This window comes from Streptomyces sp. NPDC025833, assembly GCF_055558055.1.
In genome coordinates, this window is sequence record NZ_JBVHNF010000020.1 from 14,771 (window position 1) to 30,242 (window position 15,472).

General features: G+C 73.9%; 14 protein-coding genes and 2 pseudogenes. 5 read left to right on the forward strand and 11 right to left on the reverse strand.

Annotated elements, in window-relative coordinates:
* Positions 1-16: 16 nt before the first annotated feature.
* The 3 genes from ACZ4K2_RS30510 to modA are packed head-to-tail and all read right to left on the reverse strand — an operon-like array spanning position 17 to position 2,804.
* Positions 17-1,135 (reverse strand): ABC transporter ATP-binding protein, encoded by a 1,119-nt coding sequence (locus ACZ4K2_RS30510; protein WP_467478799.1) that lies wholly within the window; start codon positions 1,133-1,135, stop codon positions 17-19.
* Complete coding sequence (locus ACZ4K2_RS30515; protein WP_467478798.1) at positions 1,132-1,986, reverse strand: ABC transporter permease; 855 nt, start codon at positions 1,984-1,986, stop codon at positions 1,132-1,134. Before ACZ4K2_RS30515 ends, ACZ4K2_RS30510 begins: the two co-directional genes overlap by 4 nt.
* Positions 1,983-2,804: a molybdate ABC transporter substrate-binding protein gene (gene modA / locus ACZ4K2_RS30520; RefSeq protein ID WP_467478797.1), complete on the reverse strand. Its 822-nt coding sequence runs from the start codon at positions 2,802-2,804 to the stop codon at positions 1,983-1,985. Before modA ends, ACZ4K2_RS30515 begins: the two co-directional genes overlap by 4 nt.
* Before the next feature lie 158 nt (positions 2,805-2,962).
* On the opposite strand from modA, the pseudogene ACZ4K2_RS30525 reads away from it, so the two are divergent.
* Positions 2,963-3,373 (forward strand): annotated as a pseudogene (locus ACZ4K2_RS30525) (hypothetical protein); the annotation flags it as partial.
* Between the two features lie 175 nt (positions 3,374-3,548).
* Here the strand turns inward: ACZ4K2_RS30525 and ACZ4K2_RS30530 are convergent.
* From ACZ4K2_RS30530 to ACZ4K2_RS30555, 6 genes are all read right to left on the reverse strand, one after another.
* Positions 3,549-3,941 carry a TOBE domain-containing protein gene (locus tag ACZ4K2_RS30530; protein WP_467478796.1) on the reverse strand — a complete coding sequence of 131 codons (393 nt, stop codon included), beginning with the start codon at positions 3,939-3,941 and terminating at the stop codon, positions 3,549-3,551.
* 153 nt (positions 3,942-4,094) lie between these two features.
* Positions 4,095-6,053, reverse strand: coding sequence for an APC family permease (locus ACZ4K2_RS30535; RefSeq protein WP_467478794.1), 1,959 nt, complete (start codon positions 6,051-6,053; stop codon positions 4,095-4,097).
* A gap of 465 nt (positions 6,054-6,518) precedes the next feature.
* Positions 6,519-7,073 (reverse strand): hypothetical protein, encoded by a 555-nt coding sequence (locus ACZ4K2_RS30540; protein WP_467478792.1) that lies wholly within the window; start codon positions 7,071-7,073, stop codon positions 6,519-6,521.
* 117 nt (positions 7,074-7,190) lie between these two features.
* Complete coding sequence (locus ACZ4K2_RS30545; RefSeq protein ID WP_467478790.1) at positions 7,191-7,721, reverse strand: universal stress protein; 531 nt, start codon at positions 7,719-7,721, stop codon at positions 7,191-7,193.
* A 238-nt stretch (positions 7,722-7,959) separates the two neighbouring features.
* The gene (locus ACZ4K2_RS30550) at positions 7,960-8,166 is read right to left on the reverse strand and encodes a DUF5999 family protein (RefSeq protein ID WP_467478821.1); all 207 of its coding nucleotides are present in this window, start codon (positions 8,164-8,166) and stop codon (positions 7,960-7,962) included.
* Positions 8,167-8,460: 294 nt separating this feature from the next.
* Positions 8,461-9,060: a hypothetical protein gene (locus ACZ4K2_RS30555; protein WP_467478789.1), complete on the reverse strand. Its 600-nt coding sequence runs from the start codon at positions 9,058-9,060 to the stop codon at positions 8,461-8,463.
* Between the two features lie 571 nt (positions 9,061-9,631).
* Here ACZ4K2_RS30555 and ACZ4K2_RS30560 point away from each other — a divergent pair.
* Together ACZ4K2_RS30560 and ACZ4K2_RS30565 are read left to right on the forward strand one after the other, a co-directional pair.
* Positions 9,632-11,149, forward strand: a complete 1,518-nt coding sequence (locus ACZ4K2_RS30560; protein WP_467478787.1) for a glutamate-cysteine ligase family protein — start codon at positions 9,632-9,634, stop codon at positions 11,147-11,149.
* A gap of 435 nt (positions 11,150-11,584) precedes the next feature.
* The gene (locus ACZ4K2_RS30565) at positions 11,585-12,382 is read left to right on the forward strand and encodes a CPBP family intramembrane glutamic endopeptidase (RefSeq protein ID WP_467478786.1); all 798 of its coding nucleotides are present in this window, start codon (positions 11,585-11,587) and stop codon (positions 12,380-12,382) included.
* 7 nt (positions 12,383-12,389) lie between these two features.
* Here the strand turns inward: ACZ4K2_RS30565 and ACZ4K2_RS30570 are convergent, their stop codons facing one another.
* Positions 12,390-13,202, reverse strand: a complete 813-nt coding sequence (locus tag ACZ4K2_RS30570; RefSeq protein WP_467478785.1) for a PhzF family phenazine biosynthesis protein — start codon at positions 13,200-13,202, stop codon at positions 12,390-12,392.
* A 121-nt stretch (positions 13,203-13,323) separates the two neighbouring features.
* On the opposite strand from ACZ4K2_RS30570, the gene ACZ4K2_RS30575 reads away from it, so the two are divergent.
* Positions 13,324-13,845: a TetR/AcrR family transcriptional regulator gene (locus ACZ4K2_RS30575; RefSeq protein ID WP_467478783.1), complete on the forward strand. Its 522-nt coding sequence runs from the start codon at positions 13,324-13,326 to the stop codon at positions 13,843-13,845.
* 13 nt (positions 13,846-13,858) lie between these two features.
* Here ACZ4K2_RS30575 and ACZ4K2_RS30580 read toward each other — a convergent pair.
* Positions 13,859-14,568: pseudogene (locus ACZ4K2_RS30580) on the reverse strand (SDR family NAD(P)-dependent oxidoreductase).
* Positions 14,569-14,717: 149 nt separating this feature from the next.
* Between ACZ4K2_RS30580 and ACZ4K2_RS30585 the strand changes: the two are divergent.
* Positions 14,718-15,344 (forward strand): PadR family transcriptional regulator, encoded by a 627-nt coding sequence (locus tag ACZ4K2_RS30585; RefSeq protein ID WP_467478782.1) that lies wholly within the window; start codon positions 14,718-14,720, stop codon positions 15,342-15,344.
* The last annotated feature ends 128 nt before the right edge of the window (positions 15,345-15,472 follow it).

Below are 15,472 nucleotides of genomic sequence, written 5' to 3' on the forward strand. Positions count from 1 at the left end.
TAGGGCGCCGGTCCGGTCAGGCCGGGTATGCGTGGGTCTGCGCCGCCTTGACCGTCGCCCAGACCGACGCACCGGGACGCAGGTCCAGCTCGGCGGCGGCGACCGTCGTCAGGTCCGCCGCGAGCGGCAGTTCGCCGGCGAGGTCGGCGCGGAGCTGGTCGCCCTGGGGTTCCAGGCCGGCGACCTCGCACCGCCACAGGTTGCGGGCGCTGGTGCCGGTGGGCCGGTCGCGGTACAGGGTGACCGCGGACGGCGGGAAGGCCACGAAGACCGGCCCGGACAGGACCTCCGTGGTCGTGATCGCGGGCCCCGCGTCCAGCCGTACCGTGTGGCCGGTGGCCTGACCCCGGTACAGGTTGAGGCCGACGAGCCGGGCGATGTAGTCCGTGCGCGGGTGGCGGGCGATGTCCGTGGGGGTGCCCTCCTGCACGACCCGGCCGTGCTCCACGACCACCAGCCGGTCGGCCAGCACCATGGCGTCCAGCGGGTCGTGGGTGACCAGGACGGAGACCGCCTCGAACTCGGCCAGGTGGTGGCGGAGGTGGGCGCGGACCTCCAGCCGGGTACGGGCGTCCAGGGCCGCCAGCGGCTCGTCCAGGAGCAGCAGCCGGGGGTGGGTGGCGAGGGCCCTGGCGAGGGCCACGCGCTGGGCCTGGCCGCCGGAGAGCCGGCGCGGTTTGGCGCCCGCGTGCTCGGCCAGGCCGAGGCGCTCCAGCCAGGCGGTGGCCTGGGCGCGGGCCTCGGTCCTGCCCACGCCCCGGCAGCGGGGGCCGAAGGCGACGTTGTCCAGGGCGGTCAGGTGGGGGAAGAGCAGGTAGTCCTGGAAGACCACGCCGACCGGGCGGGACTCGGGGGGAGTGTCCTGGAGCGCGACGCCGTCCAGGCGCAGGTGGCCGTCGGTGAGGGGGGTCAGACCGGCGAGGGCGCGCAGGGCGGTGGTCTTGCCGGCGCCGTTGGGGCCGAGGAGGGCGACGACGTCTCCCGGGGCGGCCGTCAGGGCGATGTCCAGGCGGAAGGCGGCGCGGTCGACCACCAGACGGGCGTCGAGGCCGGTGCCGCCCGCGGGGTGCCGGTCCCGCGGCTCGCCCCGGGCGGGGCCGGTCGCGGCGGGCGGGGTGCGGTGGGTGTGGGTCATGATGTCGTCATCCAGCGGTCCCGGAGTCCCGCCAGTACCGCGATCGACACGGTGAGCAGGACCAGGCTGAGGGCGATGGCGGCCTCGGGGTCGTTCTGCAGGGCGAGGTACACCGCGAGGGGCATGGTCTGGGTGCGGCCGGGGAAGTTGCCGGCGAAGGTGATCGTCGCGCCGAACTCGCCCAGCGCCCGGGCCCAGGCCAGCACCGCGCCGGCCGCGATGCCGGGGGCGATCAGCGGCAGCGTGACCCGCCGGAACGCGGTGAAGCGGGACGCCCCCAGGGTGGCGGCCGCCTCTTCGTAGCGCGGGTCGGCGGCGCGCAGGGTGCCCTCGACGCTGATCACCAGGAACGGCATGGCCACGAACGCCTCCGCGATCACGACCCCGGTGGTGGTGAACGGCAGGGTGATCCCGAACCACGAGTCGAGCCACCGGCCGACGACGCCGTTGCGGCCCAGCGCGAGCAGCAGCGCCACACCGCCGACCACCGGCGGCAGCACGAGGGGCAGGGTCACCAGGGCCCGTACGAGGCCCCGGCCGGGGAACTCCGTGCGGGCCAGCAGGAAGGCCAGCGGCACGCCGAGGACCAGACTGACCGCGGTCGCCGCGGTCGCGCTGACCAGGGAGAGCTGGAGGGCCTGCCACACCTCGGTGCTGGTGAGCTGGTCGGGCAGGCTGCGCCAGGGCGCGCGGACGAGCAGGGCGAGCAGGGGCAGCAGCAGGAACGCCAGCGCCAGCAGGCCCGGCAGCAGCAGGGGCAGCGGCACCCCTCGCCGGCCCTCCGCGCGACGGCGCCGCGGCCGGCCCGTGCGGGGACCGGCCGCGGCGCCGGGCTTGTCGAGCGAGGTCACGGCTTGAGGAACCCGGCCGCGCTCAGCACCTTCTGGCCCTCGGCGGACCGCACGAGGGCGATGAACGCCTTGGCGGCCGCGGTGTTCTCGGCGTTCTTGAGCAGGACGACCGGGTATTCGTTGACCGCCCGGGCGGACTCGGGGAACTCCACGCCCTCCACCTTGCCACCCGCGGCCTTCACGTCGGTCCTGTAGACGACCGCCGCGTCGGCCTCCTTCAGCTCGACCTTGGTCAGCGCGCTCTTGACGTCCTGCTCGTAGGAGACCGGGGTCAGCTCGAGCTCACCGGCGTCCAGGGCCTTCTGCGCGGCGGCGCCGCACGGCACCGTCTTGTCGCACAGGACGACCTTCAGGCCGGACTTGGTCAGGTCCTTCAGGGAGGACACCTTGTGGGGGTTGCCCGGCAGGGTGGCGATCTCCAGCCGGTTGCGGACGAAGGTGGCCGGGGTGCCCGCCGCGTCGCCCTTGTCCGTCACCGTCTTCATCGTCTTGGAGCTGGCGGCGGCGAACACGTCGGCCGGGGCGCCCCCGGTGATGCTGGCGGCCAGGGTGTCGCTGCCGCCGAAGTTGAACTCGACCTCGGTGCCGGGGTGCTCGTCCTCGAACTTCTTGCCCAGGGTCGTGAAGCTCTCCTTCAGCGAGGCGGCGGCGAACACGGTGACGCTGCCGGACAGCTTCGGGGATGCCGGGGTACCGGCGGAGGCGTCCGCGTCCTTCGAGTCGGACGAGGAGGAGCAGGCGCTGAGTGCCATCACGGCGGCGGCTCCCGCACCGGCCAGCTGCAGCATCCACCGGGTCCGGCGCACGGAACGGGTCATCACGGATCTACTCCTCGGGTTCTGTGGAACAAGCGTCGCGCCCCTCACACGGCCGGTGATCGACCGTGACGGCGATGATACTGCCGCATCTGCCAGGTGGAAGTCTCCTGTCTCTTCGCATGAGCTGGGCACTGAACTCTTGGAGCTTGCATGTGCGTTTGTACGGCCCGTCCCGGCGGGTACGGTGCTGCGGGAGGTGGTCGACGGTGACGCTCGCGGAACTCACCCTGTCCGGTGATCTGGTACGACCCGTCCGGCTGACCGTGCCCGAACTGCTGCGCCGGCCGCAGCACCGGGTGCTGCTGGCAGACGCCGGTCCGGGCTTCGATCCGGCCCGGCGCAAGGACCGGCTGCGGTTCCTGATCGCGGTCGCCGGTACGGATGGGCACCACGCACTGCTGTCCTGGGCCGAGATCGACCCGGACTTCGCCGACGCGCCCGTACTGCTGGGGGTCGCCGTCGACGACACCCCCCTGGACGAGGCCGGACCCCAGCTGGTGCTCCCGCAGGACCGGTGCGGGGCCCGGTACATCAGCGGGATCACGGCGATCCGGGTGGACGGCGGGTACGGCTTCGCCCCGGCCGGCCGGAGCGGGGTGGCCGGACGGCCGGGTGCGGCGCCGGCCCCGCCCGGCGCCGACCCCGCCCGGGCACGCGCCGGCGGCGGTGCCGTGACGCGGACGGCCGCCGGGTGCCGGGTGCGCGGGGGCGCCGGCCGCGGCTCCGGGGCGGTGGACGGGCCGGTCAGACGCGGTCGATGTGCACGTTCGTCGACTTCACGCGCGCGGTGGCCTCCATGCCGACCTCCAGGCCCAGATCCTCCACGGCTTCCCGGGTGAGCAGCGAGACGAGTCGGTGCGGGCCCGCCTGGATCTCCACCTGGGCGGCGATGTCGCCGAGTTTGATCGCGGTGACGATGCCGGGGAAGGCGTTGCGGACCGAGGTGTGCGAGGCGTCGTCCTCGCCGCCGCCCTTGGCCAGCTCGACGGAGAACGCGGCGAGGTCCCTGCCGTCGATGAGCCGTCGGCCGGCGTCGTCGCGGTGGGTGGCCACCCGGCCGGCGTCGGCCCAGCGCCGGGCGGTGTCCGGGCTGACGCCGAGCAGCCGTGCGGCCTGGCCGATCGTGTAGGACTGCATGACGGTCACGATAGGGCCATCGGCCGGGGACGGTGGACACGGGGCCTACCGCCGGGTACGGCGCGGCGGGGCGCCGGTACGCGGTGCGGCTCCGCGGGGCCGGGCGGGCTCCTCCGGGGCCGGCCGGGCGGGGCTCCGGCGCCCGCGCCCGGGTCAGCCGGTGTGCACCCGCGGCCTGCGGGTGCGGTCCGGTTCCGCCTCGCGCAGCACCTCTCGGGTGACCGGCGCGACCTCGCCCTGGCCGAACAGGAAGAAGCGCAGGAAGTTGGCGAACGGGTTGCCCTCGGTCCACTCGAAGTACATGTGCGGGGTGCAGCCCGTGACGTCGCGGACGTGCAGCAGCAGGGCGGCGAGCGCGTTCGGGATCGACGAGGACTCCAGCGCCAGCACCCGGTAGCGGCCGTGCAGCACCTCGCCGCGCACGGTCAGCCCCGCCTCGAACTCGGACGGGTCGGTGACGGTGACCTCGACGAAGACGAAGTCGTCCTGCTCGGGCATGTCGTTGTCGGCGCGGATCTGCTCGACCTTGTCCCGGTACTCGGCCTTGTCCCGGTGGCCCGGGTCGTTGGCGATGAACCGCATCTTGCGGCTGGCCATGTCCCGGATGAAACGTTCCGCCATCGGGTCGAGGGTCACGCTCGTCACGCGCAGCTCGAAGGCGCGGGCCAGCCGGGACAGCAGGGAGACGAGGATGATGCCCGCGATGAAGCAGGCTCCGATCTTCACACCGTCCGGGCGCTCGATCACGTTCACCACGGTCGTGTAGAGGAACACCGTCGCTATGAGCCCGAAGGCGACGGTCCAGCGCCGCTGCCCCGCCTTGCGGGCGGCGATGGTCACCGCGATCGCGGCCGAGCTGATGAGCACCAGCACACCGGTGGCGTAGGCGCTGCCCTGCTTGTCGACGTTGGCGTCGAAGAGCCAGGTGACCAGGAAGGCGATCAGGGTGAAGACGATGACCATCGGGCGCACCGCGCGGGCCCAGTGCGGGGCCATGCCGTAGCGGGGCAGGTAGCGCGGCATCAGGTTGAGCAGGCCGGCCATGGCGGAGGCGCCGGCGAACCACAGGATGGCGATGGTCGAGGCGTCGTACACCGTGCCGAAGGCGCTGCCCAGGTACTCGTGCGCGAGGTAGGCGAGCGCCCGGCCGTTGGCCTGGCCGCCCGGCTTGAACTCCTGCTCAGGGATCAGCAGCGTGGTGATGAAGCTGGTGGCGATCAGGAAGCAGCTCATGATCAGCGCGGCGGTGGTCAGGAGCTTCTTGGTGTCCCTGATCCGGCCGGCGGGCCGTTCCTCGGTGTCGCCCGGCGCGCCCTGGACGTGCGGCATCACGGCGACACCGGTCTCGAAGCCGGACAGGCCGAGGGCGAGTTTCGGGAAGACGATCAGGGCCAGGCCGACCATCACGAAGACGTTCCCGTGCTCCGCGGTCAGCGCGCCGGCCCAGTCCGTGACCACGTGCCCGGCGGTGAGGACGTGGTACAGGCCGGTGATCACCACGACGACGTTGAGCGCGAGGTACACGCCGACCAGGGTGACGGCGACGCCGATCGCCTCCAGGAAGCCCTTGAGGAACACCGCGCCGAGCAGGGCCACCAGGAACAGGGTGATCACCATCTGGTGGCCTTGCAGGGCGCCGGTGAGGTGCGGGTTCTCCACCAGGTGGGTGGAGGCGTCGGCGGCGGACAGGGTGATGGTGATCAGGAAGTCCGTGGCCGCGAACCCGAGCAGGGTGAGGACGAAGAGCTTGCCCTGCCAGAACGACAGCAGCCGCTCCAGCATCGCGATGGAGCCCTGGCCGTGCGGGCTCTCCTCGGACACGCGGCGGTAGACCGGCAGGGCGCCGGCCAGTGTCACGATGATCAGTACGATCGTCGCGATCGGCGACAGCAGGCCGGCCGCCAGCGCCGCGATGCCGGGCTGGTAGCCGAGGGTCGAGAAGTAGTCGACGCCGGTCAGGCACATCACCCGCCACCAGCGCTGCCCCTTGTGCGGGGGCTCGGGTTCGGCGTGCGGTCCGGTGAGGCCACCGCTCCTGCCCATGTCGGAGAGACCCTCCAGCATCCAGGCGCGCAGGCGTCCGGTACTGGGAGGGCGCTCGGTCGTGGCCATCGGCGTGCTCCTGATGTGTGGCTCAGCTCTTTCCGGCCATCACGCGGACGGCGGCACCAGCGTAAGCAGAGCGTGATGTCGGGGCCCACGGATCCGGTGGGCCGGAGGCGTCAAGCTTGCGTTAAGAATGGCCCGGCCACGGCGGGACCGCACGAAGAAGGCGAGGCCGGGGCGGCGTTCGCGCCCCGGGCCGGCTCGGACGGGTGACCCGGCGGGGCCGGGCGGACGCCGAGGGGGCGGCCACCGAGCGTCATGGGGCGGTGCTCCGCCGGGGGCTGGGCGAGCGGCGGGTATCCGGGTGCCGGGTGCCGAGTGCCGAGTGCCGGGTGCCGAGTGCCGGGTGCCGGGTGCCGGGTGCCGGGTGCCGGCTGTCCGGTCGGCGGCGGGCTGCCGGGCGCCTGGCGGGTGGTGGTCCGCCGGGTGTCCCGCGGGTGGCGCGGTGGGTGGCCGGCTGTCGGTGGGCCGTCACTCCATGCCGGACGCGCGGAACACGGCCAGTGCCGTCTCCCGGTCCAGGCGCCGGGCCAGGTCGTGCAGGGCCGCCGTGCCGCACCGCAGGGTGCCGGCCGCCTCGGAGCGGCGGGCGCCCTGGTCGAGCAGGTACCAGAGGTCCGGATTGCCGACGAGGACCTCCGGATCGAACTCGACCCGGGCGCCGAGGGTGTCGCACAGCACCAGACGCCGGCCGGCACCGTCCACCGGGCAGACCGCGGTCAGCAGATCGGTGCGGACCCGGCGGGTGCACAGCACACGGCGGGTGGCCAGCCAGCCCGGCCCGGCCGTCACCCGTACCGGGTACAGCACGAGGAGCAGCAGGAGGGAGAGCAGCAGCCACAGCACACCGCGCCACCACGTCAGCGAGCCGGCCGCCGCGTCCACGCCCAGCAGCAGTCCGAGCAGCGCACCCGAGCAGCGGGCCGCACCGCGCAGGTCCCGGGCCCGCTCGCGGTCGTGCGCCGCGGTTGCGGTGCGGGTCGGGCGCGTCCCCGGCCGGGGGCGGGTGCCGTCGAGGTGCTCCATGGGAAGGACGCTAGACCGCGGGGCGCCCCGGCGCGTCCTCCCTTGACGGGGTCCTGACGGCCGGGGGCCCGTTCTTGACGGGATCGCGGCGCCCGGCCGCCTGGGCCGCGGCGTCCCTCACAGGCCGCGGGTGTCGAGGCGCAGGTGCCAGGTGTTGCGCCGGTGGACGGAGAGCAGCGCGGACTGCAACGGCGACGGGGGCACCGCCAGGACCGGGCAGCGGGCGTGGGCCAGGCAGTGCCGGGAGACCCGGCCCGCGAAGGCCCGCCGCAATCCGCGCCGCCCCGCGCCGACGACCAGTACGTCGTCCTCCCGGTCCGCGGTCGCCACCAGCGCCCGGCCCGGGGCACCGCGTACGACGACGGCGTGCATCGGCACCCCGGGCCCGCCCGCACCGAAGATCTCGTCCAGCACGGCCGCCAGCCGCTGCTCGGCCAGGCGCTGCCACTCCTCGGCCGGCAGCCCGGCGGCGGGGGAGCGCCGGGCGGCGGACTCACCGCCCGGGAGCTCCCAGGCCAGGACCGGCCAGAGCTGAGCACCCGTGCCGCGGGCGAGCGCGGCGGCCCGCCGCAGGGCCGTCACGCTGCCCAGGGAGCCGCTCACGCCGACGACCACCCGCGCGCGCACCAGGATGTCGTCACCGGACATGGCTCCACCGTTCCGCACGACGTGGACGGCCGGCACCCGCGGCGTGGGCCGCCCGCGGGGACCGCTCTCCTCCATCCCACTCCCGTACCGGCGTTTCGACCAGCCGGGACGGGCCGCGCCCTCCTCCGGACCCCGCGGGCGCCCGGTACCGGGGTCCGCCCAGGGCGGGGTCCGCATGCGTCGGGGCCGGTGCGCACCTCCTCGTGTGCGGCCGGCCCCGTGGGTCACTGTGCCGTGCTCAGGCGGCGGTCATCACCCGGTCCGCGCCCAGCGGGCGGTGCGGAGCGATGATGCGGCCGTCGGGCAGCAGCTCACCGGTGTCCTCGAAGAGGAGTACGCCGTTGCACAGCAGGCTCCACCCCTGTTCCGGGTGGTGCGCCGCGAGGCGGGCGGACTCCCGGTCGGCGGACTCGGCTGTCGGGCACGGTGGCTGGTGCTGGCACATGGGCGGGATCTCTCGGTCTGTTGTGATCATGTCCGTCCCCCGTGATGAAGAGTCGGTTCGCAACCAGTGTTGTCCTCCGCGGGCCATTCCGCAGGGATTTCACAGCACCGCTTCTCACAGGTTCATGACGCGTCACCCACGCGGACGGTTCAGTCCAACTGCACCGTCCCTTCGGGTGGTTCGCACTGGCCGGATCGGACTAGTCCGGACGGCGGGGTGAGCGGCGAGGACGAAAAGCCGGTCGTACCCCGCTTCCCTTCCGGGTGGCGGGGTACGCGGCAGCTCGTGCGTCGATCAGGCGGGCGAGCCGAGCACCGGCGAGCCGAGCAGCGGAAGGGGGGTCGCCCGATGGGTGAGGACCGGGAGCAACTCGGCGACCCGGAACGGCCGGTGCGCCGGGATGCCGGGCGGGGCCGGGGCGAGCGGGACGAGCAGGTCGGCCGCGTCCGGATGCCCGTCGGTGCCGTCGCCGGAGCAGTCCCCGTGCAGCCACAGGGTGAGCATGTACAGGCCGGGCACGGACAGCAGCCGCGCCTGGTACGGCTGCTGCAGCGCCTCGGCCTGCTGCAGGGCGCGCTCGGTGGAGGCCACGTACGGGCCCTCGAAGAAGTGCGAGAAGGCCCAGCCGTCGGGGGTGAGCATGGTCTCGGCGGCGGCCACCGCGCGCTCGCCGCACCGGATCAGGAAGCGCCAGCCGGCCACTCGGGTCGAGGACAGGCCTTGCGCGGTGATCCGGTCCAGCACGTGGACGGGCAGCGGGAGTTCCGGTGTCGTCGGCCCCTGCGCGGCGCGCAGGGAGGGGGTACGGGCCTCACGGACCGCGGTGGGGGAACCGAGGGCGGTGAGGACGGAGCGCAGGGCAGGCGCGGGGGCAGGGGGAAGGTGCAGCGGCATGTGGGTCGCCTCTCGTCTGGCAGGCGCGGCGGCGCGAGGAGGGGTGGGGCGGACGGCGCTGTCTGCTCACGGGAAGCCGGAGAGGTGGGGGCCCGGGTCGGTGTGGACGAGGGTGCGGCTCGGTCCGCCACCCGTCGACCGGGACGGCAGGAACTCCGCGGAAACCCAGACCGGGGCTGTCACCTTCCGCCTTGTGGGCGAAGTTTATACGACGCGTGTTCGGCGGAGGTTTCGGCTATCCGATTGCGGTCGACCGGGCAAGCCCGAAATGGGTCGGCGATATGCGGAAATCATCCCGATTTCCGGACCGTCCCCCGCGTCTGACCTCGCAATACGTACAGTTAACGGTCGGCCGAATGTCGTCGGCGTTTTTCACGAGGCGTTCGGGGCACCCGAAGGTGCACGTTGCGGCATGCCTCGTGAATGTGCCGCCGGGAACATACCGAAAGAGTAGCGGGCGGCGGCCCCGCGCGGGGCGTTATCAATCACTTGGGCTGGGCATCATCCCCCCTGACCCGGGAGAGCCCGGCGGCCGGAACGTCGGTCCGCCCATCCGAGGAGGGACACTTCGATGGGGGAGAAGGTCGTGGCGGGGCAGTTCGACCTGTCCGATCGCCAGCGCTACCGCGAAAAGCTCCGGAAGTGCCTGACGGGACTGGAGCGGTTGCTGGTCGAGAAGCGTTTCGACCGCGCCAAGAACCTCTTGGGCGTCGAGATCGAACTGAATCTGGCCGGTGCCGACGGTATGCCGAAAATGTTGAACGGACAGGTACTTGAGCGCATCGCGAGCCGCGACTTCCAGACCGAACTCGCGATGTTCAATCTCGAAGTGAACATCGCGCCGCACCGATTGGGCGGCCGGGTATTCGACCGGCTCGCCGAGGAACTGCGCACCTCGCTCGCCTACGCCGACCGGAAGGCCGGCGAGGTGGACGCCGGCATCGTGATGATCGGCATCCTGCCCACCCTGGGCCGGGACGACCTGGTCTCCTCCAACCTGTCCGCCGTCGACCGCTACACCCTCCTCAACGACCAGATCGTGGCCGCCCGCGGAGAGGACTTCCGGCTCGACATCGAGGGCGAGGAGCACCTCGTCTGCACGTCGAAGTCGATCGTCCCCGAGGCCGCGTGCACCTCGGTGCAACTGCACCTCCAGGTGACCCCGGGACGGTTCGCGGACGTGTGGAACGCGGCCCAGGTGGCCACCGCCCCGCAGATCGCCGTCGGCGCGAACTCCCCGTTCCTGTTCGGGCACGAGCTGTGGCGCGAGTCCCGTCCCCCGCTCTTCCTCCAGTCCACCGACACCCGGCCGCCCGAGCTCCAGGCGCAGGGCGTACGGCCGCGCACCTGGTTCGGCGAGCGGTGGATCACCTCCGCCCAGGACCTGTTCGAGGAGAACCTGCGCTACTTCCCGGCCCTGCTGCCGATCTGCGACGACGAGGAGCCGCTGGAGGTCATCGAGGCCGGCGGGGTGCCCCGGCTCGCCGAGCTGGTCCTGCACAACGGCACGATCTACCGCTGGAACCGGCCGGTGTACGGCATCGCGGACGGCGTCCCGCACCTCAGGGTGGAGAACCGGGTGCTGCCGGCCGGGCCGACCATCACCGACGTGATCGCCAACGCGGCCTTCTACTACGGCCTCGTCCGCGCCCTGGCCGAGGACGCCCGGCCGGTGTGGACGCGGCTGCCGTTCGCCGCGGCCGAGGCGAACTTCGACGCGGCCTGCCGCCACGGCATCGACGCGCGCTTCGTCTGGCCCCGGCGGGGACGGTACGGCGGCACCGGCGAGGTCGACGCGGTCACGCTGATCCGTGACGAACTGCTGCCGCTCGCCGCCGCGGGGCTGGACGCGTGGGGCGTGGAGGCCGCGGACCGAGACCTCTACCTGGGCGTGATCGAGGAGCGCTGCCGGCGCCGGGTCAACGGCTCGTCCTGGCAGGCGGCCACCTTCCACCGGGCACTGGAACAGGGGCTGTCCCGGGACGAGGCCCTGGCGGCCACGACCCGCCGGTACGCCGAGCTGATGCACGTGGGCGAGCCGGTGCACACCTGGCCGGTGGGGCTGCCGGAGGCGGTCCCGCTCGGCTGACGGCCGCGAGCCCCGCCGGAAGACGGGCGCGGGCGCGGATGCGGCCCGCCGTACCGACGTGACGTGACGTGACGGGACCGGCCGAGCCGCGGGCCTGGTGCCGGGCGGCCCGCCGGGCGCCGCGCCCGGGGCTGCGGCGTGTGCCGTCGCGGCCGGGTCGCCGGGGCGGTGCGGCGGATGCGAGGGGGAAACGGAGGTGCGGCCGGGCGCCGCCGCGCGGTCCGTCCGTACGCGGTCGTCGGTGCCGCCGGCAGGGACGGAAGCGTGTCCGGCTCGCCTGGGCGGCGACCGGCGGGCCCCGCCGGGGGCGGCGGCGCATCGGGTGTGCCCGGGCGGGTGCCGCCGGGCAGGTCCGGGCGGTGGGCGCGCAGGTCCTTCTGCGATCCTTGCCGGGCGAAGGTGGGCCAGGGGCCCGTGAGCCGGCGGGAGGCAGGGGTGCAGGTGGAGGCTGACGCGGTGGCCGATTCCTCGGCGGGGCGCGACCCTCGGCGGATACTGCGGGACGAGACGCTGCTCGTCCTCGGGCTGTCGCTCGGGGCGAGCGGGGTGTCCGCCCTCATCAGCTTCGTCGGCTCGGTCACCAAGCCGGGCGGTCTGAAGGACCAGGCCGCCACCCTCAACGCCTCGGCCGCGCCGGGCCGCCCCTGGCTCGACCTGGCCTGGCAGCTCTTCGGCATCGCCAGCGCACTGGTGCCCGTCGCGCTCGTCGCCCACCTGCTGCTGCGCGAGGGCACGAGCCTGCGCGTCCTCGGCTTCGACCGCACCCGGCCCGCGCCCGACCTGGTCCGGGGCGCCGGGATCGCGGCCGTGATCGGCAGCACCGGCATCGCCTTCTACCTGGCCGCCCGGGGCCTCGGCTTCAACCTCACCGTCGTACCCGAGGCACTGCCGGACGTGTGGTGGAAGTACCCGGTGCTGGTCCTCTCGGCGGTGCAGAACGCCGTACTCGAAGAGGTCATCGTCGTCGGCTACCTGCTGCGCAGGCTGGACCGGCTGGGCTGGACGTCGGGGGCCGCACTGGTGGCCAGCTCCGTCCTGCGCGGCTCGTACCACCTCTACCAGGGCATCGGCGGCTTCCTCGGCAACATGGTCATGGGCGTGGTGTTCGTCTGGCTGTACCGCCGCTGGGGCCGGGTCGGCCCGCTGGTCGTCGCGCACTCCCTGCTCGACATCGGCGCGTTCGTCGGTTACGCCCTCCTCGCGGGCAAGGTCGGCTGGCTGCCCACGGCCTGACGCGGCGTCAGGCGTGCAGTTCGCCGTCGATGACGGTCACCGCGCGGCCGCCGAGCAGGGTGCGCCCGCCGCGCAGAGCGGTGCGGACCAGTCCGGTGCGGCGGGACGCCTGCAACCCGGTGAGGTCGTCGCGGCCGAGGCGGGCCGACCAGTGCGGGGCGAGCGCGGTGTGGGCGCTGCCGGTCACCGGGTCCTCGTCGATGCCGACGTTCGGGTAGAAGCAGCGGGAGACGTAGTCGTAGCCGCGGGCCGGGTCCTCGGCGCGGGCGGTGGCGATGACGCCCCGCGCGGAGCAGGCGCCGAGCGCGCTGTAGTTGGGGGAGAGGCCGCGGACGGTCCGCTCGTCGGCCAGTTCCACCAGCAGGTCGCCCACGTCCGGGCCGGTGTCGAAGGCGGCGATCGGCTCCGCGCCGAGCGCCTCGGCGGCCGAGGCCGGGAGCCGCGCCGGGGTGAGTGGCGCGGTCGGGAAGTCGAGGGTGAACGAGCCGTCCGCGGCGGGCGTGGCGACGAGCACACCGCTGCGGGTGGCGAACCGCACCGGACCCCCGTGCGCGCCCGAGGTGTGCAGGACGTGCGCGGTGGCCAGGGTGGCGTGCCCGCACATCGCGACCTCGGTGACGGGGGTGAACCAGCGCAGCGCCCAGTCCGCCTCCCCGCCCGCGGGCAGCCGGTGCGCGAACGCCGTCTCGGCGTGGTTGACCTCCATGGCGACGTCCTGGAGCCAGTCGTCGGCAGGGAAGGCGTCGTCGAGGAGGACGACTCCGGCCGGGTTGCCGGCGAAGGGGCGGTCGGTGAACGCGTCCACGATCCGTATGCGCATGGCGCCGACGCTAACGGCTGCGACGGCCCCCCGGCCAAGGCCAATGCGCGAGTCCCGGACTGCTTTCGCCGCCCGCCCGGCCCTACGATGGGCCCTCCGGTCCACTTCCGAGGAGAACCGCGTGGGCGCGAGGCTGACGGCGAAGGGCCGGGCGACGCGGGCCCGGATCATCGAGGGGGCCGCCGCGGTGCTGCGGGAGAGGGGTGCCGCCGTCGCCACGCTGGAGGACGTCATGGCGCGGACCGCCACCAGCAAGAGCCAGCTGTTCCACTACTTCCCCGAGGGCAAGGACGAACTGCTCCTCGCCGTCGCCCGGTTCGAGGCGGACCGGGTCCTGGCGGACCAGCAGCCCCACCTCGGCCGCCTGGGCTCCTGGGAGGCCTGGGAGCGGTGGCGGGACGTGGTGGTCGAGCGGTACGAGGCGCAGGGCGACCAGTGCCCGCTCGGGGCGCTGTTCCTCCAGGTGGGGCGGTCGACGCCCGGGGCGCGGGCGATCGTGGTCGAGCTGATGCGGCGCTGGCAGGAGAGCCTGGCGGCGGGCATCCGGGCGTTGCAGGCGGCCGGCCGGCTTCCCGAGGGGGTCAACGTCGCGCTCGACCAAGGCATCGCCGACCTGCGCCGGGCGGGCGACGCCGGGGCGTGACCCGCCCGGCCCGTCACGCGGCGACCACGGCGACGGCGGTCCGGCCGCCGTCGACGTCGAGCACGGTGCCGTGCACGAACACGGACTCGTCACAGGCCAGGTACACGGCGGCGTGCGCGATGGCGTCGGGGGTGCCCATCGTGCCCGCGGGGGTGCCCTTCATCATGCCCTCGGCGGGATGCGCCGCTCCCGGGACGGGCGTGAGCACCACACCGGGGGAGACGGCGTTCACGCGCACGCCGCGCGGCCCGAACTCCGCCGCCCAGGCACGCGTCAGCGTCTCCATGGCTCCCTTGGTGGAGCTGTAGAGGGCGCCGACCGGCACGCTCAGGCGCGCGACCCAGGAACCGAGGCTGACGGTCGAGCCGCCGCCGGCAGCCACCATGGCGGGGGCGACGGCCGCCGTCAGGAAGAACGGTGTCTTCACGTTGACCGCGTACATCCAGTCGAAGGTCTCCTCGTCGGTCGTCACCGTGGTGCCGGCCGGATAGATCCCGGCGGTTGACCAGCACGTCGATGCGGCCGCCGAGGACCCGGGTCGCCTCGCGGGCCAGCGCCTCGGAGGCGGCGGGGCTGCCGTCCAGGTCGGCCCGCACGAAGTCGGCACGGCCACCGCGGGCCCGGAATGCCGGCCACCACCTCCGTTCCCCGCTCGGCGCTGCGGCCGGAGACGGCGACGCGCGCCCCCTCGGCGGCGAACGCCTCCGCGATGACGCGCCCGATGTCGCTGGTCGCCCCGGTCCGCCCCGGTCCGGGGCGCGGAGGCCTTCGGAAGGGGGGTTGTCGGTGAGTCGTTACCGATATATCTTTGAGGCATCGCGAACGTACGCGATACCTACATGACAGATCACCGATGGAATGGAGTGTGTGCGATGCGTAGCCACGGATTCGAGCGTGGACATGGGCACGAGGGTCACGGCCACCGCGGGCTGGGCGGTTTCGAGGGCCGCCGGGCCGCCTTCGGTCCGTTCGGGCCGGGCGGCCCGGGGTTCGGCCCCGGCGGACCCGGCTTCGGACCGGGGCCCTGGGGGCCGCGAGGGCGGGGCGGCCCGCGCGGGCGGGCGCGGCGCGGTGACGTGCGTGCCTCGATCCTGGCCCTGCTCAAGGACCGGCCCATGCACGGCTACGAGATGATCCAGGAGATCGCCGAACGCAGCGGCGGCGCCTGGAAGCCCAGCCCCGGTTCGGTCTACCCCACCCTCCAGCTGCTGGAGGACGAGGGCCTGATCGTCAGCGCGACCGAGGGCGGGAAGAAGCTGTTCTCGCTGACCGAGAGCGGGCGCGCCGCCGCCGAGGAGGGGGCGGACGCTCCCTGGGAGGAGGCCTCGCGCGGGGTCGACTGGGAGGCCCTCGGCGAGATCCGCCAGGCCGGCTTCGGACTGATGGAGGCGTTCGGCCAGGTCTGGAAGACCGGCAGCAAGGAGCAGCGCGAGAAGGCGCTGGCCGTCGTCAACGAGGCCCGCAAGAAGCTGTACCTCATCCTCGCCGACGAGCACTGAGGCTCGTACGGCGGCCGGAAGGCGCCCCGCGCGGACACCGCGGGGCGCCTTCCGTGTGACCCGGCCCGGGCCGGTCGGCCTCCCCGGGAACCCGCTGCGTCGTCACGGGAGGCAGCCGCGGCGGCGCG